General features: G+C 49.1%; 25 protein-coding genes and 1 pseudogene. 11 read left to right on the forward strand and 15 right to left on the reverse strand.

Going from position 1 to position 25024, the window contains the following annotated elements; genetic code table 11:
* Nucleotides 1-2: 2 nt before the first annotated feature.
* The 10 genes and pseudogenes from F608_RS0111170 to F608_RS0111220 all read right to left on the reverse strand — a co-directional run bounded on the left by F608_RS0111170 (nucleotide 3) and on the right by F608_RS0111220 (nucleotide 10219).
* Nucleotides 3-809 (reverse strand): substrate-binding domain-containing protein, encoded by an 807-nt coding sequence (locus tag F608_RS0111170; RefSeq protein ID WP_022665725.1) that lies wholly within the window; start codon nucleotides 807-809, stop codon nucleotides 3-5.
* Between the two features lie 311 nt (nucleotides 810-1120).
* Complete coding sequence (gene fdhD / locus F608_RS31540; RefSeq protein ID WP_022665727.1) at nucleotides 1121-1933, reverse strand: formate dehydrogenase accessory sulfurtransferase FdhD; 813 nt, start codon at nucleotides 1931-1933, stop codon at nucleotides 1121-1123.
* Nucleotides 1934-2179: 246 nt separating this feature from the next.
* Nucleotides 2180-3061: a CoB--CoM heterodisulfide reductase iron-sulfur subunit B family protein gene (locus F608_RS0111190; protein WP_022665729.1), complete on the reverse strand. Its 882-nt coding sequence runs from the start codon at nucleotides 3059-3061 to the stop codon at nucleotides 2180-2182.
* Nucleotides 3058-3624 (reverse strand): 4Fe-4S dicluster domain-containing protein, encoded by a 567-nt coding sequence (locus F608_RS31545; RefSeq protein ID WP_022665730.1) that lies wholly within the window; start codon nucleotides 3622-3624, stop codon nucleotides 3058-3060. The genes F608_RS0111190 and F608_RS31545 overlap by 4 nt, the downstream gene beginning before the upstream one ends.
* 28 nt (nucleotides 3625-3652) lie before the next feature.
* On the reverse strand, nucleotides 3653-3988 hold the full coding sequence (locus F608_RS37455; protein ID WP_482156181.1) for an indolepyruvate ferredoxin oxidoreductase subunit alpha: 336 nt from the start codon (nucleotides 3986-3988) through the stop codon (nucleotides 3653-3655).
* Nucleotides 3989-4084: 96 nt separating this feature from the next.
* Nucleotides 4085-4405: pseudogene (locus tag F608_RS37460) on the reverse strand (hydrogenase iron-sulfur subunit); the annotation flags it as partial.
* An 83-nt stretch (nucleotides 4406-4488) separates the two neighbouring features.
* The gene (locus F608_RS0111205; RefSeq protein ID WP_022665732.1) at nucleotides 4489-7251 is read right to left on the reverse strand and encodes an FAD-dependent oxidoreductase; all 2763 of its coding nucleotides are present in this window, start codon (nucleotides 7249-7251) and stop codon (nucleotides 4489-4491) included.
* Between the two features lie 105 nt (nucleotides 7252-7356).
* Nucleotides 7357-7587, reverse strand: a complete 231-nt coding sequence (locus F608_RS37465) for an FAD-dependent oxidoreductase (RefSeq protein ID WP_022665733.1) — start codon at nucleotides 7585-7587, stop codon at nucleotides 7357-7359.
* 66 nt (nucleotides 7588-7653) lie between these two features.
* Entirely contained in the window at nucleotides 7654-8175 is a 522-nt protein-coding gene (locus tag F608_RS0111215) for a 4Fe-4S dicluster domain-containing protein (protein WP_033398104.1), read from the reverse strand.
* Between the two features lie 43 nt (nucleotides 8176-8218).
* Nucleotides 8219-10219: an aldehyde ferredoxin oxidoreductase N-terminal domain-containing protein gene (locus F608_RS0111220; protein WP_022665735.1), complete on the reverse strand. Its 2001-nt coding sequence runs from the start codon at nucleotides 10217-10219 to the stop codon at nucleotides 8219-8221.
* A gap of 670 nt (nucleotides 10220-10889) precedes the next feature.
* On the opposite strand from F608_RS0111220, the gene F608_RS0111230 reads away from it, so the two are divergent.
* From F608_RS0111230 to F608_RS0111275, 10 genes are all read left to right on the forward strand, one after another.
* Complete coding sequence (locus F608_RS0111230; protein WP_022665736.1) at nucleotides 10890-11894, forward strand: methyltransferase; 1005 nt, start codon at nucleotides 10890-10892, stop codon at nucleotides 11892-11894.
* 138 nt (nucleotides 11895-12032) lie between these two features.
* Nucleotides 12033-12626 (forward strand): GNAT family N-acetyltransferase, encoded by a 594-nt coding sequence (locus F608_RS0111235; RefSeq protein WP_084681047.1) that lies wholly within the window; start codon nucleotides 12033-12035, stop codon nucleotides 12624-12626.
* A 334-nt stretch (nucleotides 12627-12960) separates the two neighbouring features.
* Nucleotides 12961-13662, forward strand: coding sequence for a P-loop NTPase family protein (locus F608_RS0111240; protein ID WP_022665738.1), 702 nt, complete (start codon nucleotides 12961-12963; stop codon nucleotides 13660-13662).
* A gap of 442 nt (nucleotides 13663-14104) precedes the next feature.
* Nucleotides 14105-14368 carry a hypothetical protein gene (locus tag F608_RS0111245; RefSeq protein WP_022665739.1) on the forward strand — a complete coding sequence of 88 codons (264 nt, stop codon included), beginning with the start codon at nucleotides 14105-14107 and terminating at the stop codon, nucleotides 14366-14368.
* 180 nt (nucleotides 14369-14548) lie between these two features.
* Complete coding sequence (locus F608_RS36165) at nucleotides 14549-14686, forward strand: hypothetical protein (RefSeq protein WP_022665740.1); 138 nt, start codon at nucleotides 14549-14551, stop codon at nucleotides 14684-14686.
* Between the two features lie 487 nt (nucleotides 14687-15173).
* Nucleotides 15174-16160: a TRAP transporter substrate-binding protein gene (locus tag F608_RS0111255; RefSeq protein ID WP_022665741.1), complete on the forward strand. Its 987-nt coding sequence runs from the start codon at nucleotides 15174-15176 to the stop codon at nucleotides 16158-16160.
* 94 nt (nucleotides 16161-16254) lie between these two features.
* Nucleotides 16255-16749 carry a TRAP transporter small permease gene (locus tag F608_RS0111260; protein WP_022665742.1) on the forward strand — a complete coding sequence of 165 codons (495 nt, stop codon included), beginning with the start codon at nucleotides 16255-16257 and terminating at the stop codon, nucleotides 16747-16749.
* The gene (locus F608_RS0111265) at nucleotides 16746-18062 is read left to right on the forward strand and encodes a TRAP transporter large permease (protein ID WP_022665743.1); all 1317 of its coding nucleotides are present in this window, start codon (nucleotides 16746-16748) and stop codon (nucleotides 18060-18062) included. Before F608_RS0111260 ends, F608_RS0111265 begins: the two co-directional genes overlap by 4 nt.
* 298 nt (nucleotides 18063-18360) lie before the next feature.
* The gene (locus F608_RS0111270; RefSeq protein ID WP_022665744.1) at nucleotides 18361-18912 is read left to right on the forward strand and encodes a cytochrome c3 family protein; all 552 of its coding nucleotides are present in this window, start codon (nucleotides 18361-18363) and stop codon (nucleotides 18910-18912) included.
* Nucleotides 18913-19005: 93 nt separating this feature from the next.
* Entirely contained in the window at nucleotides 19006-20346 is a 1341-nt protein-coding gene (locus F608_RS0111275) for a multiheme c-type cytochrome (protein WP_425248197.1), read from the forward strand.
* Between the two features lie 69 nt (nucleotides 20347-20415).
* Here F608_RS0111275 and rd read toward each other — a convergent pair whose 3' ends face one another.
* From rd to F608_RS35685, 5 genes are all read right to left on the reverse strand, one after another.
* The gene (gene rd / locus F608_RS35680) at nucleotides 20416-20577 is read right to left on the reverse strand and encodes a rubredoxin (protein ID WP_022665746.1); all 162 of its coding nucleotides are present in this window, start codon (nucleotides 20575-20577) and stop codon (nucleotides 20416-20418) included.
* 14 nt (nucleotides 20578-20591) lie between these two features.
* The gene (hcp, locus tag F608_RS0111285) at nucleotides 20592-22232 is read right to left on the reverse strand and encodes a hydroxylamine reductase (RefSeq protein WP_022665747.1); all 1641 of its coding nucleotides are present in this window, start codon (nucleotides 22230-22232) and stop codon (nucleotides 20592-20594) included.
* 323 nt (nucleotides 22233-22555) lie between these two features.
* Nucleotides 22556-22759, reverse strand: a complete 204-nt coding sequence (locus F608_RS0111295) for a hypothetical protein (RefSeq protein ID WP_022665749.1) — start codon at nucleotides 22757-22759, stop codon at nucleotides 22556-22558.
* 31 nt (nucleotides 22760-22790) lie between these two features.
* Nucleotides 22791-23660, reverse strand: coding sequence for a CoB--CoM heterodisulfide reductase iron-sulfur subunit B family protein (locus tag F608_RS0111300; protein ID WP_022665750.1), 870 nt, complete (start codon nucleotides 23658-23660; stop codon nucleotides 22791-22793).
* The gene (locus F608_RS35685) at nucleotides 23657-24211 is read right to left on the reverse strand and encodes a 4Fe-4S dicluster domain-containing protein (RefSeq protein ID WP_022665751.1); all 555 of its coding nucleotides are present in this window, start codon (nucleotides 24209-24211) and stop codon (nucleotides 23657-23659) included. Before F608_RS35685 ends, F608_RS0111300 begins: the two co-directional genes overlap by 4 nt.
* A gap of 201 nt (nucleotides 24212-24412) precedes the next feature.
* On the opposite strand from F608_RS35685, the gene F608_RS0111310 reads away from it, so the two are divergent.
* On the forward strand, nucleotides 24413-24784 hold the full coding sequence (locus F608_RS0111310; protein WP_022665752.1) for a VOC family protein: 372 nt from the start codon (nucleotides 24413-24415) through the stop codon (nucleotides 24782-24784).
* Nucleotides 24785-25024: the final 240 nt, after the last annotated feature.

Raw genomic sequence — 25024 nt, forward strand, 5'->3', positions numbered from 1 at the left:
TTTTAATTTACAGGGCTCCCGCCCGCATCCATGATCGCTTTTCTGGCCGCATCAGAGGAAATGAACCCCAGAAACTTTTTCAGGCTGCCATTGACATTTTTTTCCTTGTACACGAGATCAAGGGGGCCGAAAAGGGGATAGTCCGGGTCTGAGGGGGCAACACCGTCGAGTTTAAGCGCCCGGATTCCGGAGATGTCTCTTACGTCCGACAGGGTGCCGTATGCGATGCTGTCCTCCTGATCCAGGCAGGCGTTTAGGGTTTCCTGGTCCGTATAGGTGATTTTTGAAATCCGGGTCGGGGTGATATCCTTGAACCCGGGCAGGGTGCGGAGCAGAACCGTCAGAGAACTGTCTCCCTCTTCCCTTCTGATCACACGGATGTATCCTTTCCCGCCTCCGATATCCTCCCATTTCCGGGTTGTGCCGCTGTAAATGCGGCAGGCCTGTTCCGGCGTGATGCTGACCAAAGAGACACTGCTGTTGACATAAAAAACAATGGGCAGCTTTGCCAGGGGCTGCTGAACCAGACCATATTTCTTTTCCTTGTCCGAAATATCCCTTGCCACCCGGCCCAGGAGAAAAACATCCATTCCCACCGACTTTATCCCGCCTCCCGAGCCGATGCTTTCGGGCACCAAGATATCGATTCCCGGATTTTCCCGGGTAAATGCCTTTCCAACCGCATCAAGAACCGGCATTCCGGCACCGGTGCCGACAATGACAAGCTCCTCGGAACTGCCGTTGCCCGGCTGGGCCATGAGAATAAAAACCGCCATGCAGGCGGATAAAAAAAACGCACTCGGTCTCATGATTTTCCTTTCATCTGGTAAATGATCCTTGGCGCTTAACGAATTGAATTACATCCGTCAATTTTATCTATAAAAAATAACTAGTATAAACAAGAAGATACACTATCCTCTGACAAAATTCAAAATTTTGTTGGGTTGCTTAAAAAACAGTATCAAAGCAGACCCGGACAAAATCGTCCCGGACCCGGATGGTCAATTCCACGTCAACGACTTTTTTTGCAGGGGTGAGAATCTTCACTTTGCCCTCCTATGGACTTGGGTGAGAAAGCATAAAACCCAGAGCCGATCTTCCTGTTTTGATGGGGATATCCTCAAATCCTGCTTATTCTCTGTTCCCCGCAGAGTATGATCAATTTGGTTTTCTCAAAGGCACAGGCCAGGGTCATGTTCAAATTCCGGCCCATTTTCGCGGCCAGGGCCGTGGGCCTGGACTTGGAGACCATCATGGGCAGCCCGGCCCGGGCCGCCTTCTGAACCAGCTCATAGCTGATCCTGGAGGACATGACAACCAGCCCGGCCCGGTCCAGGGTTCTGTCCAAAAATGCCTTTCCCAGGACCTTGTCCAGGGCATTGTGCCGGCCCACATCCTCGGCAAAGGCGAGCACCTTAAGATCGTTATCAAAGAGAATGGAGGCATGGGATCCCCGGGTTCTGGGGTAGATACTCTGATTTTGGAAGAGCCGGTTCACACATTCAAAGATCTGATCCGTCCGGATTGTGAAACCGTCCTGCGCAGGCCTCAACACCTGGTCCAGGTCCCGGATCATCTGCTTGCCGCAGATGCCGCAGCTGGTCTGACTGATATAGGTTTTTCTCTTCAAGATATCCGGGATCTTTTTCTGCCGTTCCGGGGTGAGCCAGACATCCACCACATTGGGATCCAGGTTTTCATCATACCCCAGGGTCTTGAAGTCATCAGGGGAATCCAGGATCCCCTCACCCAGGCAGAGCCCGGCTGCATGGGCCAGCTCATCTCCCGGGGTCCGCATGACCACCGAATAGGGTTTGTCATCCACCCGGATCAGAAAAGGTTCCTCTCCGATCAGTTCGATGGTTTCTATCTGGTCTGTGGTTTCGGTCCGCTCAAAGGAGCCGGCCGAACCGCTTTCTTTGTCGGTTTTCAATACCTGAAACGAGTTTACGTTTTTTATTTTCCTTCCCTCCCCGGCTTTTTATCCTGTGAATCCCTTCCTTTTTCAGCCACGGATGTATCAGGAAGATCCCGGAAAGGCAAGGGAACGGACCAATACGAAAGCGGCCTGGAGATGGAAGATGGATTATAACGCTGATTTGCTGAAATTATCAGGAGAACCAAGACTCTGCTATCCCGGCATTCAAGGATCTGAGGCCCATTTTCCGGCCTTTCCTTTTTATCCCGCAACGGGTTGCTTGATGCTTTCAAGCACGGTCTCGGCTTTTGTCATATGCCTGTGAAGCAACAGGTCCGTTGATGAGATGCCGAAGCTGTAACCGAGAAGTTGAGAAAAATAAAGAATCGGCATATCATATGAGGTGCTGAATTTTTTCTCCATATCCGGCTGCCGGGAATCCAAATTAACATGACAGACGGGGCATCCCACTGCAATGGCATCCGCGCCTGCCGATTTTGCATCGTCTATTACCTGCCGGCTCAGATTCACCACAATCTCCGGTTGGGAAACGGCAAAGGAGGATCCGCAGCACCGGGTCTTATGGTTCCAATCCAGGGTCTGTATACCGGCTGCCCTCAGCACCTTGTCCATTGATTCAGGGGATTCACAATTGTCGAACTGAGCGATTTGAGGAGGCCGGGTGATCAGGCATCCGTAATAACAGGCGACTTTCAGCCCGGAAAGATCCCGTTTCACAAGGGACGGGATCCTTGAAAGCAAGGGATCCTCGGAAAATATTTTCAGCGGATGGTAAATCTTTGCTTCGTCATTACACTGGGTCTGAATGATATCGGCCACTGCCTTCTTTGCCTTTTTATCATGGGCAATATGGTGCTGGGCTTTCTTGAGTTTTGAAAAGCACTCCGGACAGGGAACAATAAGTTCTTCAAACCCCATTTTCTGCATCAGGGCCAAACTGGCCATGGGCAGGGCTGCGGCAAGTAACTTGGATTTATTATGGGCAGCGGTGGAGCCGCAGCAAACCCACTTTTCAACCTCAACAAGCTGAATATCCATTTTTTGGCATACCGCCATTAACGAACAATCATACTCTTCTGCCGTTGAATGAAGGGAGCACCCCGGATAGTATGCATATTTCATATTTTTTCCTGCCTTCGGGCCCGCATAAATATTTTACGCACCGACCATGATCCCACAAAGCGGGGCAGTATCTTGAACTTGCCTCTTTTGAGCATCTCAACCCCCAACCCTAAGTCCTGGGTGAAACTCAGTGTCTTAAGTTTATACAGGGCGACCATGCCCAGTTCATAGGTTCGTCCGAACAACTTGATGTTCTCAAGAAAACGTTGGTTAAACGCCAGGACCGCCGGAACCTTTGCCTCTGCATTCTCCTGCTGCATGACAACCTTGACCGCAGCCATCACCCCGGCCACGTCCACGTTCTGGGGACACCGGGTCGTGCATGTCTGGCACGAAGAGCACAGCCACATGGTTTTGCTGTTGTGGACAAGATCCTTAAGCCCGAGCTGAACTGCATGGATAAGCTGGGTCGGCGTCAGATCCATTTCACAGGCCAGGGGGCAGCCGCCGGCACATTTACCGCATTGGTAGCACCAGCTGACTTCAATTCCATCCGCCGCCTTCACGGCATCACTGAAATCATAGGTTTTCCCTTTAATGGGGATCTCTTCTTCGGTCATCATCTCAATGCCCCTCTCTTATCGTCCAAGGTTACCTGGATATCGCTCTAGCGGCCACCGGCATCGGATCCGGAACCGGTTCGGACACAATTTTCGTTACCGCACCGAACTTATCCGGGCAGACGTTGTAACAGGTTTCACATTTGATACAGGCCTCCTGATCTATGACATGTACCATTCCCTTGCCGCCCTCAATGGCATCAACAGGGCAGTTTCGGGCACAGATCATGCACGCCTTGCATTTTTCAGGATCAATATAGTAGGAAACCACACTTTCAAACATCTCTTCCATCTCCTCAACCGTATAGAAGTCTTCACGCGTGGCTTCATTTCGAAGCTGGGTTTCCAGTTTTTCCCGCTTCACCATTTTGATATAAGGGATCAACTTTCTCACCCTGGCAAATTCCAAGGCAAGTTTCTCTTCACTGATTCCTTGTTCGCTCCCGATAGGCCCTAAATCCTTTATCTTACGGACAAAGCCGTTGACTGCCTCAACATAGACCGTGCCATCGCCCGAGGACATAAACGCTATTCTCAGCCTGTCCGGGTTAAGGCCAATATGCTCCATTATTTTCCTGCAGAGCAGCACCATGTTCAGGGCCTGGTAGTTGCCGTGGGTCACAAAATTGCATTCATCCAGGAGGCAGCCACCGATAAACACCCCGTCCACCCCTTTTGCAAAGGCGCGGAAAACAAACTCAGGGTCGATTCTTCCTGAACACATGACGCGAATAAGCTTCATCTCGGTTGTATATTGTAGTCTGGAAACTCCAGCCAAATCGGCAGCGCCGTAAGCTCAATAGTGGCATACAAAACCCAAGACTTTAGGTTCAAACCCCAATCCTGAAGTCATGTTTTTTTCCTCCTTTACACAGCCGCATCAATCTGGCTTGTGATCTGTTCATCGGTAAAATGCCTCAACTGTATGGCGCCCGTCGGGCACTTCATATTGCAAAGTCCGCATCCCTTGCACAGCACCGGGAAAACTTCGGCACGGCTTATCTTTTTCGATGTCTTAAGTTCAATGGCGCCGTAAGTGCAGGCGGTCACGCAGGCCCCGCAGCCCATGCATTTTTTCTCATCCACGGTACAGACTGAGCCCGGGACGGTCACCGTATCGTGGGACAGCATGGTCAGGACCCGTCCGGCAGCACCGTTGGCATGGCTGATCGCCTCCGGTATCCGCTTGGGATAGTGGGCGGTCCCGCAAAGATAGAGTCCGTCCGCGGCAAACTCCACCGGACGTAACTTTACGTGGGCCTCTTTAAAGAATCCGGATGGACTGATGGCCACGCCGAATTGCTGTGAGATATCCACGGCCTGTGCAGAGGGGACCACGGCAGCAGCCAGGGCCAGCACATCGGTTTCAATCCGGATTTTTTTCTTCAAAAGCTGGTCCAGAACAGAAACCGTCAACACCTCTTTGCCGTTTTTATTCCCGGCCCGGACTGCCGGTGCGCTGTCCGGCTCATAGCGAAGGAAGCGGACCTTTAGATCCCTTGCTTTTCTGTAATAGTCTTCGCTGAACCCGTAGGTCCTCATATCCCTGTAGAGGATAAAAACGTCCATTGCAGGATTGATCTCTTTGAGCGCCAAAGCGTTTTTGACAGACGCCTGACAGCAGACACGGGAGCAATAATTGTTGTCCTCATTTCTGCAGCCCACGCACTGAATCATCACCAGGCAGTCTGCCGTGTAAACGATCTGATCCTGGTCAGCCAGCTTTGCCTCGAGCTCAAGAAGGGTCATCACCCGGTCGTCTTTTCCGTACAGGTACTCTGTCGGCTGGTATTGCTCGGCCCCGGTAGCAATCACCGTGGCGCCGTGTTTTATACTGAATTTTCCACTTTCAGACCTTCCCTGGGTGACAAAATTTCCGATATAACCGCTGGTTTCGTTAATGACCGCATCGGTATGCACATGGACCAGGGGGTGCTGGTAAACCTTTTGAACCAAATCGCCCAGATAGGCCTGCACGTCCATTCCTTCCAGAGTGGAATGGATGTATCTGGCCATTCCGCCAAGATCCTTGTCCTTTTCCATCAGATAAACGTGATGGTCCTGCTTTGCAATGGAAAGGGCACAGGTCATTCCGGCGATACCGCCGCCGACCACCATGGCCTGCTTGATTATGGGCACCTCAAATTCCGGCAGGGGTTCAAGAAAGGCGGCACGGGCCACTGCCATGCGGATTAGCTCCTTGGATTTCCTTGTGGCTTTTTCCTGCTCTTTGGCGTGAACCCATGAACATTGTTCACGGATGTTGGCAAACTCAAAATAATATGGGTTGAGCCCGCCTTCCCGGACCGTGTCTTTAAAGAGCGCATCAAGGGTTCTCGGGGAACAGGCGGCGAGCACCACACGGTTGAGTCCGTGTTCCTTAATTCTGTCTATGATTTCCTGGGCGCTGTTTGTGGCGCAGGAAAACAACTGCTCCTGTGCATAGGCAACATGGGGAAGGGTCAATGCAAACTCAACCGCTGAAGGGATATCGACCACACGTCCGATATTTGCACCGCAATGACAGATAAATACCCCTATTTTAGGACCCTGATCCGAAACATCCTCTTCCGGCGGATAGGTCCTTTCCCGGCTCAGCTTTCCCCTTCTTTTATTGAGAAGTTCGCCGATCTGTGATCCGGCTGCGCTGGCACTGAAGACCGATTCGGGAATATCCACAGGTCCCTGGAATGCCCCGCTTATATAAATACCGGGCTGAGAGGTCTGCATGGGCGCTTCCGGTAAGATGCGGCAGAATCCATGACGGTTCAGCTCAATCCCCATTTTCTGCGCCAGTTCCTTTGCCCCGGCAGGCGGATTCAGCCCCACGGACAATACCACCATATCAAACTCCTCTTCTTTGACGCCCTCTTCAGGCGTAAAATAGCGGAGCGTGATATTCTTGGTTTTTGGATCTTCTTTCATCACCGAGACATAGCTTTTGATGAACCGTACATCGGAAAGGTCGGCCGCCCGCTGATAAAAGGATTCGAATTCCTTGCCGAATGCACGAATATCATTATGGAAAACCGTACATTTGATATCAGGATCATGATCTTTGGTGAGGATGACCTGTTTCTGGGTATAGGCGCAGCAGACTGAGGAACAATAAGAGTTGCCGCCCTCCAGCATCTGATCGACCTGCCTGGAACCGATGCATTGTATCCATGCCACATTGTGAGGATGTTTCCTGTCGGATTCACGCAGTATCTGACCTTCATAGGGCCCTGTCGCACACATGAGCCGCTCATAGTCCATACTGGTGACCACATTCTGTCTTCTCCCGTATCCGTACTGGTCTGTCATGCCGGGAGTAAACGGTTCAAGCCCGGGGGCCAGGAGGATGGCGCCGACCCTGATTTCCATCCGTGTCTCGACCTGGGTAAAGTCAATGGCCTTGTTTTGGCATACAGCAGAACAGATATTGCATTTTTTTTCTTTCAGAAAAAGACAGGTTTCGTCAATATAGGCGACCAGCGGAATTGCCTGGGAATAATATATATGGACCGCTTTGTTCTCGGATATCCCCTGGTTGAATGGGTCCGGATATCCTGCCGGGCAGTACTCCGCACAGACGGCGCAGCCCGTGCATTTGTCCTCTATGATATAACGGGGCTTTTGGGTCAGCATTACCTGAAAATCCCCTGCTTTTCCCTCTACACTTTTCACCTCAGTATAGGTGAGTACTTCAATGTTTTTTTGCCGGTCTACCTCGACCAGTTTGGGAGACAGGATTCACATGGAGCAGTCATTGGTGGGGAAGGTCTTATCGAGCTGGGCCATGTACCCGCCAATGGCTGGTGATTTTTCAACAAGATAGACCTTAAAACCGGCTGCGGCCAGATCAAGAGAAGCCTGGATCCCGCTGATCCCTCCCCCCACGATCATCACATCCCCGTAATTGTCCTTCATATCGTTCTTAAATACCCTTTGATCGTTTCGTTCTGATATCTTCGGCTGCTCCATGGATATTTACCCCTTCATCTGGTTATTCCCCGGGTCTGCACTTGTGTAATCCGGCCGGTGCAAGGATTACTCCTTTAACGCCAGACGTGCCAGGGCGGTCTGGATGGTTTTGAGTCCGTATTTGTCGGCCAGGGCTTCCAGGCCGGTCTCCAGCGTCTCCGCTTCAGGTACAGCCGGCTCCTCCTCTGCCTCTTCTTCGCGAATCTCCAGAGTCAGGGCGTCCACCATGCACCACTTGACGCAGAGGGGCTGGTCTTCGCCTTCACACATATCGCATTTGAGGGGCAGACCGGAATCGGGTTCTTTGAACTCCTCCCGGGACGGGCAGGAGGCCCGGCAGAAGGAGCATTCGTCATAGACTTTCCCGTCAATGGTATATTGATCCCTTCCCGCACATTCGGCCATGGTGTAATCCCCGGCATAGACCGGGACATAAACATCGCGCAGGGGGTCCCTGAGGACCCGAATCCGGGATCTTGCCGGATTGTTGGAGCTGTACCGGGGAGAGGCGTGGAAAGAGGAGCAGATCACCTCGCAGGCCCGGCAGCCGTTGCATTTGTCCACATCGATCTTCAGGGTTTTGATCATTTTTTTTTCCGTCACAATTGACCTCGCTTTCGGTCGTTTCGGCTTACGCCTCTGCCGGTTGGGACGCGGCCCGCTCTTCCGGTGCGGGTTCGTCCAGAATGCCCCGGGCGAGGAAATCCTCGGCCACAAATGACAGCCCAAAGTCCTCCAGGGCTTCTTTGGTCGGGATCCCCTCACGGTTCCAGCCCTTGTAGGCGTAGTATTTGTCCAGCAATTCCTTTTCCAGTTCCGGGAACCGCTTTTTCCAATGATCCTCAGGGGGGCGCTCATCTTTTCTCCGCAGGCCCCGCCGGATATTAACGGCCCGGACCAGGGTCCGATACCGTTTGGCCGCTTTGGTCAGTTTTTCTTCATCCATTTCAATGCCTGCTCCGGCCGAGATGAACCTGGGGAAATTATGGATATGATAGGGCGGCTTGATGTGAAAGGAGGAAAGACCGGCGCACATGCCCAGGGCATCGTCAATGTAATGCATGCGTTCCTGCCAGTCCACGATTTCGCAGGTCATCTCCACGGTGGGGTAAAAGGGAATGGAATTTTCCCCCCTGAATTCCCAGTCCAGAAAGTACTGCTTGAATTTCTCATCCGGCACCTGGAACCAGTCTTCCACAAATTTTTCCCGGTCCTCCCGGGTGGGAAAGGGATGCTGGGGGAACTGGCCTTCGATCTGGGTGATATTCATTTTCTCCCCCGTGCAGTACATGAGAAAATAGATGGGATTGAGCATGGACAGCTTTAAGGGGAGCTGCTCATGTTTTTTAATATTGTTGTGGGCAAAATTTTCCGCACCCTTGCCGATCTCTTTGGCCGCCCAATAGGTGCCCTTGGCAAGGATATCTCCGATCCCCTCTCGTCTGACGATCCTGTCCAGGAGGTAGTAAAAGCGGCCTTCATTGTCCCCGGGCATGTCCGGAAAGTCGTCCTCACCCAGGATCCCGTTTTCCAGAAGTTCCAGGGCAAAGGCCATGACCTGGGGGGTGGAATATCCGTCCACCCCGTATTCCGTTGCCTTCTGGGCAATCTTAAGTCCGAAATCCAGATTGGAATAGGCCCCCATGGTATAGGTCAGCTTGGTAAAACACTTCATCATATAGGTGGGCATTCCGGGCAGGGACAGGGTGGCCCCGCATTTTAAGGGGCAGTTATAGCAGGAGATGAGCCGGGTCCGGGCGGTTTCCATGGTGTTTGTCCACTCTTTTTCCACCTCTTCGGTCCAGAACCCCTTCCGCCTTGTCCGGGCATTGCCCCAGCAGAAATTTTCCGTATGCCATTTCTCGTCATGGATGGCCATCTCCTGGGGAGACCCCAGCACGGCCAGGATGGGGGTGACAAAGGGAATGGGATGATCCTCCCTCCATTTGATATAATCCAGGACTTCCTGGCAGAGCTCCATATACTCCTGGGGACGGGCAACATTTATATCTTTTGTCCCCCGGACCACAACGGCCTTGACCCCCTTGTCCCCCATGACGGCTCCGATCCCGCCCCGGGAGGCCGAGGAACGGCCCTGTTCAATGGATGCATAATAGACCCGGTTTTCCCCGGCCAAGCCGATGGCCGCCACCTGGGCCTTGGACTGGTTCAGCTCTTTTTTGAGGATCTCCGCCGTCTCAATGGCCCCCTTGCCGGCCAGATGGGCCGCATCCCGGATCTCCACCGTGTCGTTATGGATCCACAGGTAGACCAGTTTGTCGGATTTCCCCTTGAGGATGAGCTTGTCATAGCCGGCATATTTGAGCTCCGGAGCCCAGAAGCCCCCCATCATGGAAAAGGCCATGAGCTTTGTCTGGGGCGAGAGGGTGGTGACAATGGTCCGGTTGCAGCCGACGGCCGGGGTGCCGCAGAGCAGTCCGGCGCTGAAGATCAAAAGATTTTCAGGGGAAAAGGCCTCAACCTCGGGGCCCACCCGGTCCCACATAAGTTTGGCATTGGTCCCCAGCCCCCCCAGGTAAAGGGCGGTCTCTTCGGGATCTGTGGCGATTTTCTCGATATTGCCCCGGGTTAAATCCACTTCCAGGTTAAACCCTGTTTCTGCATACCTCATTTTATTCCCCTTGCTTCCCCCATGGGACAGAAATCACAGCTGTCAGTGCCGCGACCCCGGCCTGTCCGCATTTTTAGCTATGTATTAGATATGATATAGATACATTGCAGCTATTTGTCAATTTTTTTTTATAAAAATCCAAGCCCTTCCTAAAGAGCGTCAAGCCCGGGCAGATGCTTTTCAGGCCCGGGCCTGCATCGGCAGGACCTGGAAGCAGGAGAAGCGGAAGTGCCCGTCTCTTTCGATCCTGACGAGCCCGGCCATTGCCGCCGCCTCACCTCCCCGTTGATGTCTGACCGCCCGGGTTGGAGAAAGGGTTTCATCTTAACCCGATACTTTCTGATAAAGGATTTTTTCCATGGAACAATCGATTGGCTGAAAACGTCTGATATACTCTCTATAGTAACCGCTGGATTGGAAATTCAGAATCATGGAAAAATTTTAACTCTGATTTTTCACCATTTCAGTCAATATCTTCAAACCTGATTTTTTGGGATGGGCTTGCAATGAAATCAAAAATAAGTCTACTCTCCAATAAACCTGAATTTTGGCTTTTCATTCCAGGCACAATATGAGGTAGTTGGGCAATTTCAGGAAAAGGGATTCAGATTTTTGTCCTTAGCAAAATATCTGAGTTTTTCAACCCACAGAGAATGAAAAGAGGATACACATGACAAACATTCCGGAAATTAACCCTGCCAACATTATGCGGAACGCTTATGCTGTTTATCCGTCTTTTGCCATGCTGGCTGGGATGCAACTTGATGTATTCACGCCACTAAAAGATCACCCGATGAATGCCGAGCACCTGGCAGACATCTTGCGGGTTAATGAAAAAAAGTTGTCCCCTCTCCTTTATGCCCTGGTATCCGCAAACCTTCTCTATGTTGAAAACGGGATTTTTTCCAATACTATGGAAGCAGACACTTTTCTGGTTAAAGGTCTTCCAACATATATGGGAGGATTGAATGAGTTCTTTAACGATTTGTGGCATGCTACCCTTAAAACAGCAGAGAGTATTCAAACCGGCGAACCTAAAGCAAAGCATGACTGGCAGACACTGCCAGAGGAAGAATTGATTAAATATTTCCGTGGTCAACATCCTGCGTGCATACGGTCAGGAATATATCTTACTCAAAAAATTGATCTTAGCAAAGCAAGATGCCTAATAGACGTGGGTGGAGGGTCAGGTGGACTTGCTATCGGGATATGTAATATATACCCAAAAATAGAAGCAATCGTAGCAGACCTGCCTCAAGTGGTGTCCTTTTCAAATCAATTTATTTCGGAAGCAGGTTTATCTGATAGGATCACCACAATGGGTATAGATCTGTTAAATAGTGAACTTGAAGGCAGTTATGATGTTGCAATACTAAGAGCGCTTATTCAGGTCATGGAACCCGAGAATGCCATAAAAATACTGAAGAATGTTTTCCAGGCGCTCGAACCAGAAGGTCATATTTTTATTTTAGGAATGATTTTAGATAATGAACGTCTATCTCCAACTGTCCCAATGGCATTCAGTTTGATATTCCTGAATATGTATGAAGAAGGAGGAGTTTACACAGAAGAACAGTACCATGACTGGTTAAAAGAAGCTGGGTTTACAGACATTTCCATTGAACTTGGTGTCACATCTGAGGGAGGGGGGTTTGTTTCTGCCCGTAAGCCTTAAAGCTTAACAATTTAGTGGAGCAGACCCAAGAAGCTTGGGCATTTTAACCGAAAATCGAGGGCGGCTGCTCACCAAAACGTTATGTACCTATGAACTTTAAGCACTATCTAAAATTTAGAAACGGGAGATTAGGATTATATGAATATGGAACATTTTCATTCAGCAAGTAATCTTGATGCTGAATTTATTGCCCTTCTTGTTTCTGAGTCTTCGGGAGGCGTTTGGTCAGCCGTGTGGAAAGCTTTATCAAAGGAAAACGAATCAGTTGAAGAATCAGCTATCAGATATTTAACAGACCCATTAAATGATCTAGGTGTAAAGAACACCGTTTTGGTAAAGAAAAATGGCTTGGCTATGGGAGTGATGATTACCTATCAAGAAGCGAGCTTATCTTCGGACGAAATTAACAACTCGCCTTTACCAGCAGATTTAATTGAAGCGCTGGCTCCTTATAGGGAATTAAGAGATCCAGAGAGTTTATTTATAGCAGAAATCTGTATTTTAGCTCAGGCTCGTGGACAAGGATTAGGCACGAAATTCCTAGAGTATGCTAAATATTTAGCTCGGAAACGTGGATTGCCCCGAGTGTCACTTAGGGTTTTCTCAAATAATGTAAGCGCAAGTCGTTTGTATGAACGGAATGGTTTTAATCTAGTTAGAGAAGTAGCTGTAATTGAGCATCCAGACATTAATATTAATGGTTCTGTTCAATTAATGTCTTGCTCAGTTTAATAAAAATATCAATACGCTAAATCCACATAACAAATGCATCAACGCAGAGTTTTTTCGCGTCATTCCGTTCGCTTCGCGCGACCTGTCCCTTACGCCTCTGTGCATTCTTCATGCACAGACAGCATTCAGTTTGACAAGAATATCATATTGACACATCATACATTTGTCGAAAAAAGAGGGAATGGGGTGTGACGAAAATCGGGGGCAATGTTGTGAATTTCTGCCAGCTATTTGCCTTCTATTATGTAAAGTATAGCACAATACCCGTGTTGTCTTGGAGGATGGTTTGTGCAGAGAATAACTTGCCAGCCATCTACACTAGAGGCATATAATTATGATCGATACTGAGCTTATTCTGATTGAAGGCGTGCCATGTTCTGGGAAATCAACAACCGCGAAGAATTTGATGACGGCCATTTCAGCGTGTGGAATAAAATGTCAGTGTTTCCTTGAGTGGGCAGAGAATAATCCAATCTTCATCGGCAAGATGGAGGAGCTATCTGATATCATTTCGACAACGAAGTCACGTGAACAGCATGTTTTGCGGGACTGGAAAAACTTCACAAAAAAAGCCAAACACGATGACACCGTCACCGTAATAGAAAGCCGTTTTTGGCAAACCGACGCGATGTATCTCTATCTTTCCGGCCATTCGGAGTATGACGTCGCGAAAAGCAACCAGCGGATTATTTCGGTCATCTCCGAGCTCCATCCCGTTCTCATTTACTTGGCACCAGAAGATATGGCGCAACTATTCACGCCGGTTGCCGAGGTCAAAAATAAAGAATGGCGGGAGTCTGGCAGAGAAGGGTCTTGGGAGCAGTGGGGGAATGCTGTGTATGAACGACAAACATGGTTTACACATCGTTCGTTGAAAGGTTCGAACGCCACCCACACATTCTTCAATGAATGGGTATCCATGGCAGAGAGGCTGTATGAGGGACTTCCATTCCGAAAAATCAAGATACAGAACCCACAGGCTGACTGGGAACGTACCATGGGTACAATCAGAGATTTCTTAAAAATGAACAGATAACGAAGTACGTGATATTGGGGGGAGCGTTCCATGAAAGCCGTCCATGTCGAGATTAACGGTGTCATTTAATTCAGCAGGAACGGTTCATGGAGGGAGTTCTTCAACAGCAGAAAGTCTAGGTTTAACTTCTTATAAAACAACAGGTTGGCCAATCGGGTAGCCGGGTGTTTTTCTCCCCCAGCCCCCAGAATCTGCCTATTATCCGTCGCTTTTGCCCAAATACCTTGACCCCTGCATCTGGGTGTGCCTCTTCCGGATGAGAATTCAACTTATTACATTGGTATCCTGATTTTAGGGGTTCAACCTCGTAAGGGAGGTTACTATACAAAACGCAATCATTAAAATTTCTTTCGGTGTTCGGGTAATTATTTTTATATGATAAATAGGAAAAAACTGTTAGACTTCTATTTAGAAAACTTCATTCACGCAGAGGAGAATCGATATGGTTGCCACAAAAAAAGAAACGGTTCTGGACTTCCTTAACAATGCCTATAACGAATATAATATTGATTCTCGCGAAAATTCAATAACATTATCATACGACTTTATCATTGATACAGGGATCGCCAAAATTTTTATAAAAATCGGGCGGAAACGTTGGGACGGGTCTAACAACAGTTCCATTGTGGATTTTTTAAAATCGAAAGAACAACAGATTCGTGAAGCTCTTTTGATCAATCAGAACGCAATCCTTCCAATGAAATAATCCGTATAGAATCCAATGAATTTTTATAGTAACTATTTCTCTATAGAAAGCACCAATATAGCAACTTGAACTCTCGAAATTCAACTTACTACATTATTTTCCGCCTTTCCGAGTCCGGAGTAGAGACTCCCCGTAAGCAAATCAATTCTTGACCCTTTTTACGCCAAAGCCGGAGAGATTATGATTCCATCATGCCGGACCGTTAAGAATAGCCGGGCGGATCAGGGAAGGGAATGGGGTCTGTTCGGAGCAGATGACCGGGGAAACCCGGACATCTTTTACTTTGCCTTAGGCCTGGAGAGGCTTAAGGCAATTTAGCGGCAAATCTCTTGCCCTGCCCTGCCGGGTTGGATCTATTCCGCTACAACCTATGTCACCGCTCCCATAACAGGAAACCCCCTCAAATCCGTTGACCCATCAATCATCCCTGTTTTTTGTCAAATCCAGGACTTTTTTTCCTGTTTTCAGACCGAATTCCTTTGCTGTGTCCGGAATTACTAATTACAAAACAGCTAAATCACAACCATGTTCCGGCCATGATCATCCCTTTCTCAAAAGCCCGAACAGCCCGGCTTTCAGACATAGTTGACATGCCAACAATATTTAAAAGGTTTTTCTCTTTTCAATCCAAAGTTTTCCTTGACAGGATTTCTTTCTTTTAAATATAGTTTATAGCTCATAGCTTAGTTATAGTTACATTATGGCGTGATTTGCGGCAGGCAGAGGATTTTCCGGATTTCGGATGACACCCAGGATCCCCAAGCAGATTTCAGCTCCTTAACCCCACTCTCAGGAGGTCAGTAAAATGAAGAGGATTACCATTCCGGCGATAATTGTTTTGGCCTTGTTTACCGCCCAGGCATGGGCAAAAACCGAGCTCACCTATTCCAATTTTTTCCCCCCGACCCATATCCAGAGCCAGCTGGCTGAATCCTGGTGCAAAGAGGTAGAAAAAAGAACCCATGGTGAAGTCGTGATCAAGTACTTTCCCGCCGGAACCCTGACCAAGGCACCCCAGACCTATGACGGGGTTGTCCAGGGAATGGCGGACATCGGCATGACCGTGCTTGCATACTCCAGGGGACGATTTCCCGTGGCAGCGGCCATTGACCTTCCCATGGGGTACTCCAGCGGAGTCCAGGCCACAAAGGTGGCCAATGCCGTTCTGACCCATTTTGCCCCCAAGGAATTTGACGATACCCGGCTCATGTTTCTCCATGCCCACGGACCGGGCCTGATCCACACCCGGGACAAGGAAGTTCACACCCTGGCGGATCTGAAAGGCCTCAAGCTTAGGGGAACCGGAACCAGCGGCCTGGTCCAGGCGGCTTTAGGGGCTTCTCCCGTGGGGAAATCCATGAGGGAATGTTATCAGATGCTCCAGAAAGGGGTGGTGGACGGCTCCTCCCATCCCGTTGAATCCAACAAGGGCTGGAAGCTCGGGGAAGTAGTCCACTACATGGTCCAGAACTTTTCCACGGCCTACACCACCACCTTTGCCGTATTCATGAACAAGGACAAGTGGGCCAAGCTCACCCCGGACCAGCAGAAAGCCATCAAGGAAATCAACGAAGAATGGTCTGCCAAGCACGGGGTGGCCTGGGACAATTCCGACAAAGAAGGCATGGAATTCTTTAAATCCAAAGGGGGCAAGGTCCTCAGCCAGTCCGATGCGGAATCAAAAAAATGGGCCGCAGCCGCAGCCCCGGTCATTGACAACTACATTGAAAAAGTCGCCAAAAAGGGCATAGACGGAAAAGCCCTTGTAAAATTCATCCAGGACAATATGTAAGCCTTTGAAAGCATGCAGACGGCCGGCCCCAGGTTTGGCCGGCCGTCTGCTGTAAGAGCCCTCAACCCCGATGCAACCTCCCGGAACAGATCCCATGAATCCCATTGCCAAGGTGCTGGACAGATGTTCGAGCTTCCTGAAATTCCTGGGCGCCCTTGCCCTGACCTCCATGATGCTCCTCACCGTTGTGGACGTTATCGGCCGTTTTTTCAAACATCCCATCTTCGGTTCCGTTGAACTGGTGGGATTCATGGCCGTGATTGTCGCCGCAGCCGCCCTTCCCTTTACCTATAAGATGAACGGCCACGTGGGCGTGGAGATTCTGGTCCGCCTGCTGCCCAAGAAAACCCGCATCATCATCGACATCATTACCCGGCTCCTGACCTTTGCCCTCTTTGGCGTCATTACCTGGCAGATGTTTCTCTATGCCGGCGATATCCGGAAAACCGGAGAGGTCTCCATGAACCTGGAATTTCCCATCACCTATATCATCTTTGTGCTGGCCGTCGGCCTGCTGATCTTCTCCATGACCATCCTGGAAAGTATTGTTGACGATATCAACCAATTAAGAAAAGCGTATAAAAAATGAGCCCGACCCTGACCGGTATTATCGGTATACTTATCATGATCCTCATGTTCATGACCCGGATGCCCGTGGCCTTTGTCATGGCCCTGGTGGGATTTGCCGGATTTTCATTCATGATCAGCCCCAATGCCGGCCTGGTCCTCTTGTCCAGAAATGTCTACGAGACCTTTTCCTCCTATGATCTGACCACCATCCCCTTGTTCATCCTCATGGGCCAGCTGGGATTCAACTCGGGCATCAGCAAACGGCTATACAATACCGGGTATAAATTCTTGGGCAGTATCCGGGGAGGCCTGGCCATGGCCACGGTTACCGCCTGCACGGCATTCGGCGCCGTGTGCGGATCCAGCCCGGCCACGGCCGCCACCATGGCCACGGTGGGCCTGCCCGAGATGAAGCGGTACGGCTATGATGACGAACTGGCAACAGGATCTGTGGCCTCGGGGGGCGGCATCGGTATGATCATGCCCCCTTCCGTAGTACTCATCATTTACGGGATCCTTACGGAACAGTCCATCGGAGCCCTGTTCGTGGCCGGCATCTTTCCGGCTTTCCTGGTCACGGTTCTCTTTATCCTGTCCATCTTTATCCGGTGCCGGATCAATCCGGAACAGGGACCTCCCGGAGAAAAATTCTCCTGGGCCGAGAAGTTCAGATCCCTCCTGGGCCTGGGCGAGACCCTGGCCATCTTTCTGCTGGTGGTGGGAGGCATATTCATCGGCCTGTTCACGCCTACGGAAGCCGCCGCCATCGGAGCCTTCGGGGTTCTGGTCATTGCCGTGATCCGGCGCCAGATCTCCTGGCAGGGATTTGTCAAATCCCTCATGGAGACCCTAAGGACCTCCTGCATGGTGATCATGCTCATTGCCGGGGCTGTGATCTTTGGAAAATTCCTGGCCGTCACCCGGATTCCCTTTGAAGTGGCCGGATGGGTGGGAAGCCTTTCCATGTCCCCGGTCCTGGTCATGGGGGTGATCATCCTGATCTATTTTCTCGGGGGCTGTTTCATGGATGCCCTGGCCTTTGTCACCCTCACCGTTCCCATCTTCTTTCCCGTGGTCATGGAACTGGGATTTGATCCCATCTGGTTCGGGGTCATCATCGTCATGGTCACGGAAATGGGGGTCATCACTCCCCCTGTGGGCATCAATGTCTATGTGGTTTACGGGGTGGCCAGGGCGGTTCTCCCCGATGAGATCCCCCTGGAAAAGATCTTCAAGGGAATCTTTCCCTTTCTCATTGCCGTGATTCTCGGAGTGGTGATCATGATCCTTTTCCCCCAGATCATCCTTTTTCTGCCCAATCTGATGTACTAAAAATAAAACCGGCGGGAACAATCGGATCTCGACCTTGTTCCCGCTTCTCCCCATCAGAATCACCGCCACCATTTTCAAAATCCGTCCTCTCTCTAGCGAAACGTCTCCAGGGGATCTGCTGACGGAGTATAAGGGGGTTTGATTCAAAGCCCGATATCTCCTTGACAATTCTTTTTTCAATATATTATTATCCATAAACTAATTTTGGCCTGGACCAAACGTTCTCTCAAGCTCAAGAAGTTCATTAAGAATTGCGGTAAAAACCCTTCACCTTATGTAAAATACTAGAAGGACGGCTATGAAAAAATTAATCAAGCCCGCTATTCTGATCGCCATTGGAATTTTTATTGCCTTTCCTGTTTTCAGCCTCACCTATTATACCATGGCCAGGACCTCAACCCCCGGATTCTGTGCCTCCTGCCATGAAATCAGACCCGCCTACAACAGTTGGAAAACCTCCACCCATGTCAACAATGCCCAGGGGTTTACAGCCGATTGCATGGATTGTCATCTGCCCGCCCCCCAGGATACAATCAACTTTTTTTATGCAAAGACAGCCCACGGCATCAAGGATGTGTTCGTTCATTTTGTCCATGGAACCTATGACCGGGAAAAAAGCCGGGAACATGCATATGCAACCTTTAAAAATGCACAATGCCAGAAGTGTCACCGGAATATCCTCCACATTCCAAATAAAAGGGGGGCCATGCTGGCCCACCGGACTGTTTTATATCCAAGGGAAGGGTACGAAAAAAAATGCGTCGACTGCCATAGAAACCTGGTTCATGTGGATAGTGACATATACAGGTATAAACAGAACCAGCCGCCCTACAGGGGATTGGGGATTTAAATATTCAGATAAAGATATAGAATTTCAAATATAACAGGGGGAACCATGAAAAAAAATGTAATTATTTTGCTATCGCTGGTACTTTTCATTGGTATGCCGGCTTCCGCGGTTTTCAGTTCAGATGTTCAGATGAACATACCAAAATCAAAAGAATTCCGGGTGGAAAGATCCATGTCGCCCCAGGCCATGGCATGTATTGAATGCCATAAAAAACAGCATCCGGGCATATTTTCCGACTGGGCTTCGAGCCGGCATGCCAGTGCCAATATAACCTGTTATGACTGCCATGCCGCAGAATCCCATGACCCGGATGTGAGCCAGTCCCATTACAAAGAATATGAGGCCAATGACACCAAATACGGGCAGAAAAAATACATGGTTCCTGTTTCCGCCGTTGTCACGCCCAAAGACTGTTCCCGGTGCCACCCGGATGAAGCCATGCAGTACGGCAAGAGCAAACATGCCAATACCCTTGAAATCATATGGAAAATAGACCCCTGGCTCAACCATGGCATGAACAGCGATTTTGAACGGGTAAACGGCTGTTTCCATTGTCACGGAACCATTCTGGAAATGAAAGATAACGAGCTGACTCCGGCAACCTGGCCCAATGTCGGCGTGGGCAGGATCAACCTGGACGGCAGCAAGGGAAGCTGCACCTCTTGTCATACCCGGCATCGCTTTTCTGCGATGGAGGCAAGAAAACCCCAGGCCTGCGGTCAATGCCACCTGGGCCCGGATCATCCCCAGATAGAAATCTTCACCGAATCAAAGCACGGCGATATTTACGATGCTTTTGGCGATGACTATAACTGGGACGCCGCTCCCGGGACATGGACCCCGGGCGTTGATTTCAGGGGACCGACCTGTGCTTCATGTCATATGTCAGGGGCCGGAAGTGTGATGACATCCCATGATGTCACAGAGAGGTTGTCCTGGGAATTACAGGCCCCTTTGACCGTCCGGCCTGAAAATTTCAAACCCCTTCCCGCACAGACCAATTGGAAAGAAGAAAGAACAAAGATGCAGGAAGTCTGCATGCAATGTCACGGGAAACGGTGGACCGAATCCCATTACAGCCAGATGGACCAGACCATTGAAGAGTATAATGAGGTTTATTTTAAACCGGCCAAGGCAAAGCTGGATGAACTCTATGCAAAAGGGCTGATGGACAAAACCCGCTTTTTTGACGAGCCCCTTGAGGTGGAATATTACGAACTCTGGCATCATGAAGGCCGCCGGGCACGAATGGGCGCTGCCATGATGGCTCCGGACTATTCATGGTGGCATGGGTTCTATGAATGCAAAAAACGCTTCAATTCTTTTATGGAAGAGGCCAACCACTTGATCGAAACAGGCAAGAAATCCTATCGGGCTGAAAATTATCCAAATGCCACGGGAGATACCACAAAACCCAAGAAAATTTTCAAATAGGATAAAACACAGATGCAGCCGTTCAAAGGGATTTTGAACGGCTGCATCTTTTTTTAAGGGTATGGCCGGTCAGACTATTTTTTCAAATTCGTCTTTTCCCACACCGCAAATCGGACAGACCCAGTCTTCCGGAAGATCCTCAAAAGCAGTTCCAGGCTCGATGTTTCCTTCAGGATCCCCTTCCTTGGGATCGTAAACATAACCGCAGGGGACGCATTCATATTTATCCATATTTTTCTTCCTTTTTATTTTCCGGCCATCATGGCTGCGATGTCTTCATCAACATCGCCGATGGGTTTGATATCAAATTTTTCAACCAGAACATTCAGCACCGTAGGTGAAACAAAGGCGGGAAGGGTCGGTCCCAGACGGATGCCTTTGATTCCCAGGGCCAGCAGGGCCAGAAGAACGGCAACGGCCTTTTGTTCGTACCAGCCGATGTCAAAGGAGAGCGGCAGGTCGTTGATGTGCTCCAGACCAAAGGCGTCCCTGAGCTTCATGGCGATGACGGCAAGGGAGTATGAATCATTGCACTGCCCTGCGTCCAATACCCTTGGAATCCCGCCGATATCCCCCAGATCCAGTTTGTTATACCGGTATTTGGCACAGCCCGCAGTCAGGATTACCGTATCTTTGGGAAGCTTTTGCGCCACTTCTGTAAAATAGGACCGGTTTTTCATTCTGCCGTCACATCCGGCCATGACGACAAATCGTTTGATCGCACCGGATTTGACGGCTTCGATCACCTTGTCCGCAAGGGCCAGAACCTGGTTGTGGGCAAAACCGCCAACAATTTCCCCGGTTTCAATTTCCTCGGGCGGCGGACATTGTTTTGCCTTGGCAATCAGGTTTGAAAAGTCTTTGGCAGCTCCGTTTTTTCTGTCTGCAATATGGACCGCACCCGGATACCCTGCGGCGCCGGTTGTAAAAATCCGATCTGCATAGGTGTTGTTTTTCTTGATGGGGATCACGCAGTTGGTTGTCATCAGGACGGCCCCGTTAAAGGTCTCAAAATCCTTATTCTGATGCCACCAGGAACTGCCGTAGTTCCCTTTTAAATGAGCATATTTTTTCAACTCCGGATAATAATGGGCCGGAAGCATCTCGCTGTGGGTGTAGACATCCACTCCCCGGCCCTCGGTCTGGATCAGAAGTTCCTGTAAATCCCTGAGATCATGGCCGCTGACAAGGATACCCGGTTGTGAACCCACGCCGAGGTTTACCTTGGAAATTTCCGGATGCCCATATGTGCTTGTATTGGCTTCATCCAAAACCGCCATGGTGGCCACCGCATTTTCACCTGTCTTCATCACCATGGCGACCATCTCATCAACGGAAAGATCTTCTGTGACGGAAGCCAGGCTTTGGATGAGCTGCTCATAGACCTCTTTTTTCTCAAAACCGAGCATGGCGGCATGGTGGGCATAGGCGCTGATGCCCTTGCAGCCGAAGACCACAATTTCCCGCAGGGATCTGACATCCTCGTTCTCTGTGGAGAGGATTCCTACGGTTTTGGCTTTTTCCTGGAATTGGGATTCATCAGAACTGGAATAAAGGGCAGAATCGTGAAGCCCCTCAACCTTATCACCAAGGGAGGATTTGAGATCATCCTTAAAAGATTGAGCCGCCTTGATGCACTCAATGAGAGCTGTGTCATCAAAGTTGGCATTGGTTATGGTTGTGAAAAGAGCATGGGTGATCATCCGCCCGGCTTCTTCAACCCGGTCAGTTCCCAGTTCTTTTCCTTTTTTCGCCAGTACCGCAATCCCCTTGCAGTGAAAGATAAGAAGATCCTGAAGATTCGCCGTATGTTCTTCTTTTCCGCAAACCCCGCGAACCGTACAGCCGGTACCCCTTGCAGTTTCCTGACATTGAAAGCAAAACATGCCTTTTCCTCCTTTTTATACGTTGTGGGACAATAAAAACGTTGTGGGACAATAAAAGACTTTCACCCCATGAAAATGAAAAGAACGGAGATGAGCGGTGAAAACCTGTGATTGAAAATTAAAGACCATATTACTATATTCCAAACAATTATTGAATCAATAATCCTGTTAAACAGGTTCCAAATTATCAAATAGAATCAAACGATTGAAAAAATTGGCCCCATCGCCTTTCCGCTCTTTATGAATTCCAAGGGCATTCATAAAACCGGTAATATTCATTTCACGCACCTGGGGCGGAGATTCATCCATATTCTGGTGGCCGTCTATTGGTGGTCCTGACATGATTCCCCTTTTTTGAATTCCTTCAGCTTTTTAAGCAAAACCTCATATTCATCTTCATAGGCCAGAAGGTCCTGCATAACAGGAGGCTTAACAGAATGGGCGGGAAGTCTCTTTTGGGTTTCTAAGATCAACGCTTCAAGCTCAGCCATTCTCTTGCCTATCTTTTCACGCTCTTGCCGGTCCATAAATATTGTTTCCTTTTGGTATCCTTTCTTATCAACCCGTGGATTGACAAGGGAGCAATTGTTTTTGTCTCAAAACCGATTCAGGGTTTATCAAATGCCGGTTGAACCAATCTTTCGAGGCCTTGTGTTCAAGCGCCAGGGACAAGAGTTCAGAAAAATGAAAAACCGGTATTTGATTTTGAGAATCGCACCGGATTTCAAGGTTTAATTGGCACATGGCACAGGCGGTCACAATACAATCCGCACCGGATTGAACCGCGCCCTTCATGATGCGATTGACGAGCGTAGAAGAAATCTCCGGGCGGCTGACCGATAAAAACGTACCGCAGCAGCTGGCTGAAAAACCCCATTGAACGGGTTCCCCGCCCAGAGACCCCATTGTCCTTTCAATCAGGCCGTAATGATTTTTCTCTTTATTCATCCTTGGGGGCCTTGCCAGCATGCAGCCGTAATAGGGCGCTATCTTCAATCCTCTTAACCGGCCTTTCAATCCCCTGAAAAACCCGGATTTGCCCATCTTCACCAAGAGTTCAAAGAAATGGAGAAGCCGGAGTTCATGATTATAATTTTGCCCGAAGTGTCGTTCCACGGATTTTCTTTTTGCTTTATCCCTGTGCAGCTCCATTTTTGCAAGACCCAGCCGGAGATAGCACCCGGGACAGGCGATCAACAGGGGTTTGTCTTCCGGGGCAAGAAAAAGGTTGCGTGATGCAAGGGCCAGGGCCAGATTTGAATCCACACTGTGTGTCGATGAAGAACCGCAGCAGTTCCAGTCTTCAACTTCATTTAATTCGATATCAAAATCTTCCAAAAAAGAGATTAGCGATGCATTGTTTTCTTTGGCTGTCGTGGCCAGGGAGCAGCCGGGGAAATAGCTCAACTCTGTGTACTGAAAAGTCATGATAGTTCTCCTGCCAATTTAAACAGGGCTTGAATTTCTTTTTTGTTCTTCACTTTTGAAGGCATGAGATCCAGCTTTCTTTTAGAGAGCATTTTCAGTCCCAGGTCGATATCTGAAAAAAAATCTTTCCCCGAGATTTTATATCTCATCATGATCTCAAGCTTATGGGTTCGTCCGTATCGCGAAATTGAATTGATTACCTGATTGTGAAAGGAAAGGATTCCGGGTTCTGCAATGGGAACCTTTTCTTTAATGGCCATCTGGCGAAGGGCGTCCATTATCGCCGCCATATCAACGGCATTGGGACATTCCATGGAACATGTATTGCACCCGACACACAACCATATGGTCGAGCAATTTAGAACCTCTTCTTTTAACCCGAACTGAATCATCCTTATCACTCCGTTGGGAAGGATATCCATGTCTTTGGAGAACGGACAACCGCCGCTGCAGCAGAAACAATGCCAGCAACGATTCAAATCAGAATGACTGATATTTTCTACTTCTTCAACAAAGTCATGGGCCCTCTCTGTGATTATAGTCGATTTCATCCGTCACTCTCCCTGAATCGAATCCCTTTCAAAATGATTTTTCCCCGCTTTAGACTTTTTTGTTGGGATGATCATGGAATGAGTTTAATCTTATCATTTTGAAAATTCCTTGATATAGATCAATCAAAGGTTAAAATTTTTTTTAAATATTGGAGACGGCATTGAATCTGGAACAGGGCATATCCCCAAGGAAGCATTGCAATGGTTGATTTGAAAATAATTTCTGCCAACACAATCTTATATTGCCGGGAATGGGAGAAAACCGTTGATTTTTATCGTGACGGTTTGTCCCTGAAGATCAATTTTAGGACCGACTGGTTTGTCGAGTTTCTGCTGTCTGACAATTCCAGAATCAGTATCGCAGACCAGGCCAAATCTTCCATCAAAGTTTCAACCCCCCATGGGATAACCATTGCTCTGGAGGTTGATGATATTGAATCTGTATGGAAGACTTTCATAAAAAAAGAACTCAGACCGACTCAAATCAAAGATCATCCCTGGGCGGCCAGGGTATTTTACCTTTATGACCCGGAGGGACGCCGGATCGAAATATGGCAGACCCAGGCCACATGATTATTCAGGCACGGATCTAATTCTTTTGACGGGAAAAGGGCCCGTCTCAACCCTATTCATAAGATTTTTGTTTTAAAACGCTGACATTTTTTTTATAGTATTGCGACTTGAATCAATACTCCAAATCAATTGTGATTGAATGAAAACAAAACCTTATTTTGTCGATACGATACGACGATGGGCCATTTTCTTGCTGATAGCACTTGCAGCGGTCCTTCTCGGCACGCATACAATCAAAAG

Source organism: Desulfospira joergensenii DSM 10085, assembly GCF_000420085.1.
GTDB lineage: Bacteria > Desulfobacterota > Desulfobacteria > Desulfobacterales > Desulfobacteraceae > Desulfospira > Desulfospira joergensenii.

Excerpts from the sequence above, each read along its gene's own strand:
- F608_RS0111295 (WP_022665749.1), bottom strand. The coding sequence starts at position 22,759 with ATGGACCGGCAAGAGCGTGAAAAGATAGGCAAGAGAATGGCTGAGCTT.
- F608_RS37455 (WP_482156181.1), bottom strand. The coding sequence starts at position 3,988 with ATGGTGAAGCGGGAAAAACTGGAAACCCAGCTTCGAAATGAAGCCACG.
- F608_RS0111260 (WP_022665742.1), top strand. The coding sequence starts at position 16,255 with ATGAATCCCATTGCCAAGGTGCTGGACAGATGTTCGAGCTTCCTGAAA.
- F608_RS0111190 (WP_022665729.1), bottom strand. The coding sequence starts at position 3,061 with ATGAAATATGCATACTATCCGGGGTGCTCCCTTCATTCAACGGCAGAA.
- F608_RS0111245 (WP_022665739.1), top strand. The coding sequence starts at position 14,105 with ATGGTTGCCACAAAAAAAGAAACGGTTCTGGACTTCCTTAACAATGCC.
- F608_RS35685 (WP_022665751.1), bottom strand. The coding sequence starts at position 24,211 with ATGAAATCGACTATAATCACAGAGAGGGCCCATGACTTTGTTGAAGAA.
- F608_RS31545 (WP_022665730.1), bottom strand. The coding sequence starts at position 3,624 with ATGATGACCGAAGAAGAGATCCCCATTAAAGGGAAAACCTATGATTTC.
- F608_RS0111220 (WP_022665735.1), bottom strand. The coding sequence starts at position 10,219 with ATGAGGTATGCAGAAACAGGGTTTAACCTGGAAGTGGATTTAACCCGG.
- F608_RS0111215 (WP_033398104.1), bottom strand. The coding sequence starts at position 8,175 with ATGATCAAAACCCTGAAGATCGATGTGGACAAATGCAACGGCTGCCGG.
- F608_RS0111230 (WP_022665736.1), top strand. The coding sequence starts at position 10,890 with ATGACAAACATTCCGGAAATTAACCCTGCCAACATTATGCGGAACGCT.
- rd (WP_022665746.1), bottom strand. The coding sequence starts at position 20,577 with ATGGATAAATATGAATGCGTCCCCTGCGGTTATGTTTACGATCCCAAG.
- F608_RS0111275 (WP_425248197.1), top strand. The coding sequence starts at position 19,006 with ATGCCGGCTTCCGCGGTTTTCAGTTCAGATGTTCAGATGAACATACCA.
- F608_RS0111300 (WP_022665750.1), bottom strand. The coding sequence starts at position 23,660 with ATGACTTTTCAGTACACAGAGTTGAGCTATTTCCCCGGCTGCTCCCTG.
- F608_RS0111240 (WP_022665738.1), top strand. The coding sequence starts at position 12,961 with ATGATCGATACTGAGCTTATTCTGATTGAAGGCGTGCCATGTTCTGGG.
- F608_RS0111255 (WP_022665741.1), top strand. The coding sequence starts at position 15,174 with ATGAAGAGGATTACCATTCCGGCGATAATTGTTTTGGCCTTGTTTACC.
- hcp (WP_022665747.1), bottom strand. The coding sequence starts at position 22,232 with ATGTTTTGCTTTCAATGTCAGGAAACTGCAAGGGGTACCGGCTGTACG.
- F608_RS0111270 (WP_022665744.1), top strand. The coding sequence starts at position 18,361 with ATGAAAAAATTAATCAAGCCCGCTATTCTGATCGCCATTGGAATTTTT.
- F608_RS36165 (WP_022665740.1), top strand. The coding sequence starts at position 14,549 with ATGATTCCATCATGCCGGACCGTTAAGAATAGCCGGGCGGATCAGGGA.
- F608_RS0111265 (WP_022665743.1), top strand. The coding sequence starts at position 16,746 with ATGAGCCCGACCCTGACCGGTATTATCGGTATACTTATCATGATCCTC.
- F608_RS0111310 (WP_022665752.1), top strand. The coding sequence starts at position 24,413 with ATGGTTGATTTGAAAATAATTTCTGCCAACACAATCTTATATTGCCGG.
- F608_RS0111205 (WP_022665732.1), bottom strand. The coding sequence starts at position 7,251 with ATGCTGACCCAAAAGCCCCGTTATATCATAGAGGACAAATGCACGGGC.
- F608_RS37465 (WP_022665733.1), bottom strand. The coding sequence starts at position 7,587 with ATGGAGCAGCCGAAGATATCAGAACGAAACGATCAAAGGGTATTTAAG.
- F608_RS0111170 (WP_022665725.1), bottom strand. The coding sequence starts at position 809 with ATGAGACCGAGTGCGTTTTTTTTATCCGCCTGCATGGCGGTTTTTATT.
- F608_RS0111235 (WP_084681047.1), top strand. The coding sequence starts at position 12,033 with ATGAATATGGAACATTTTCATTCAGCAAGTAATCTTGATGCTGAATTT.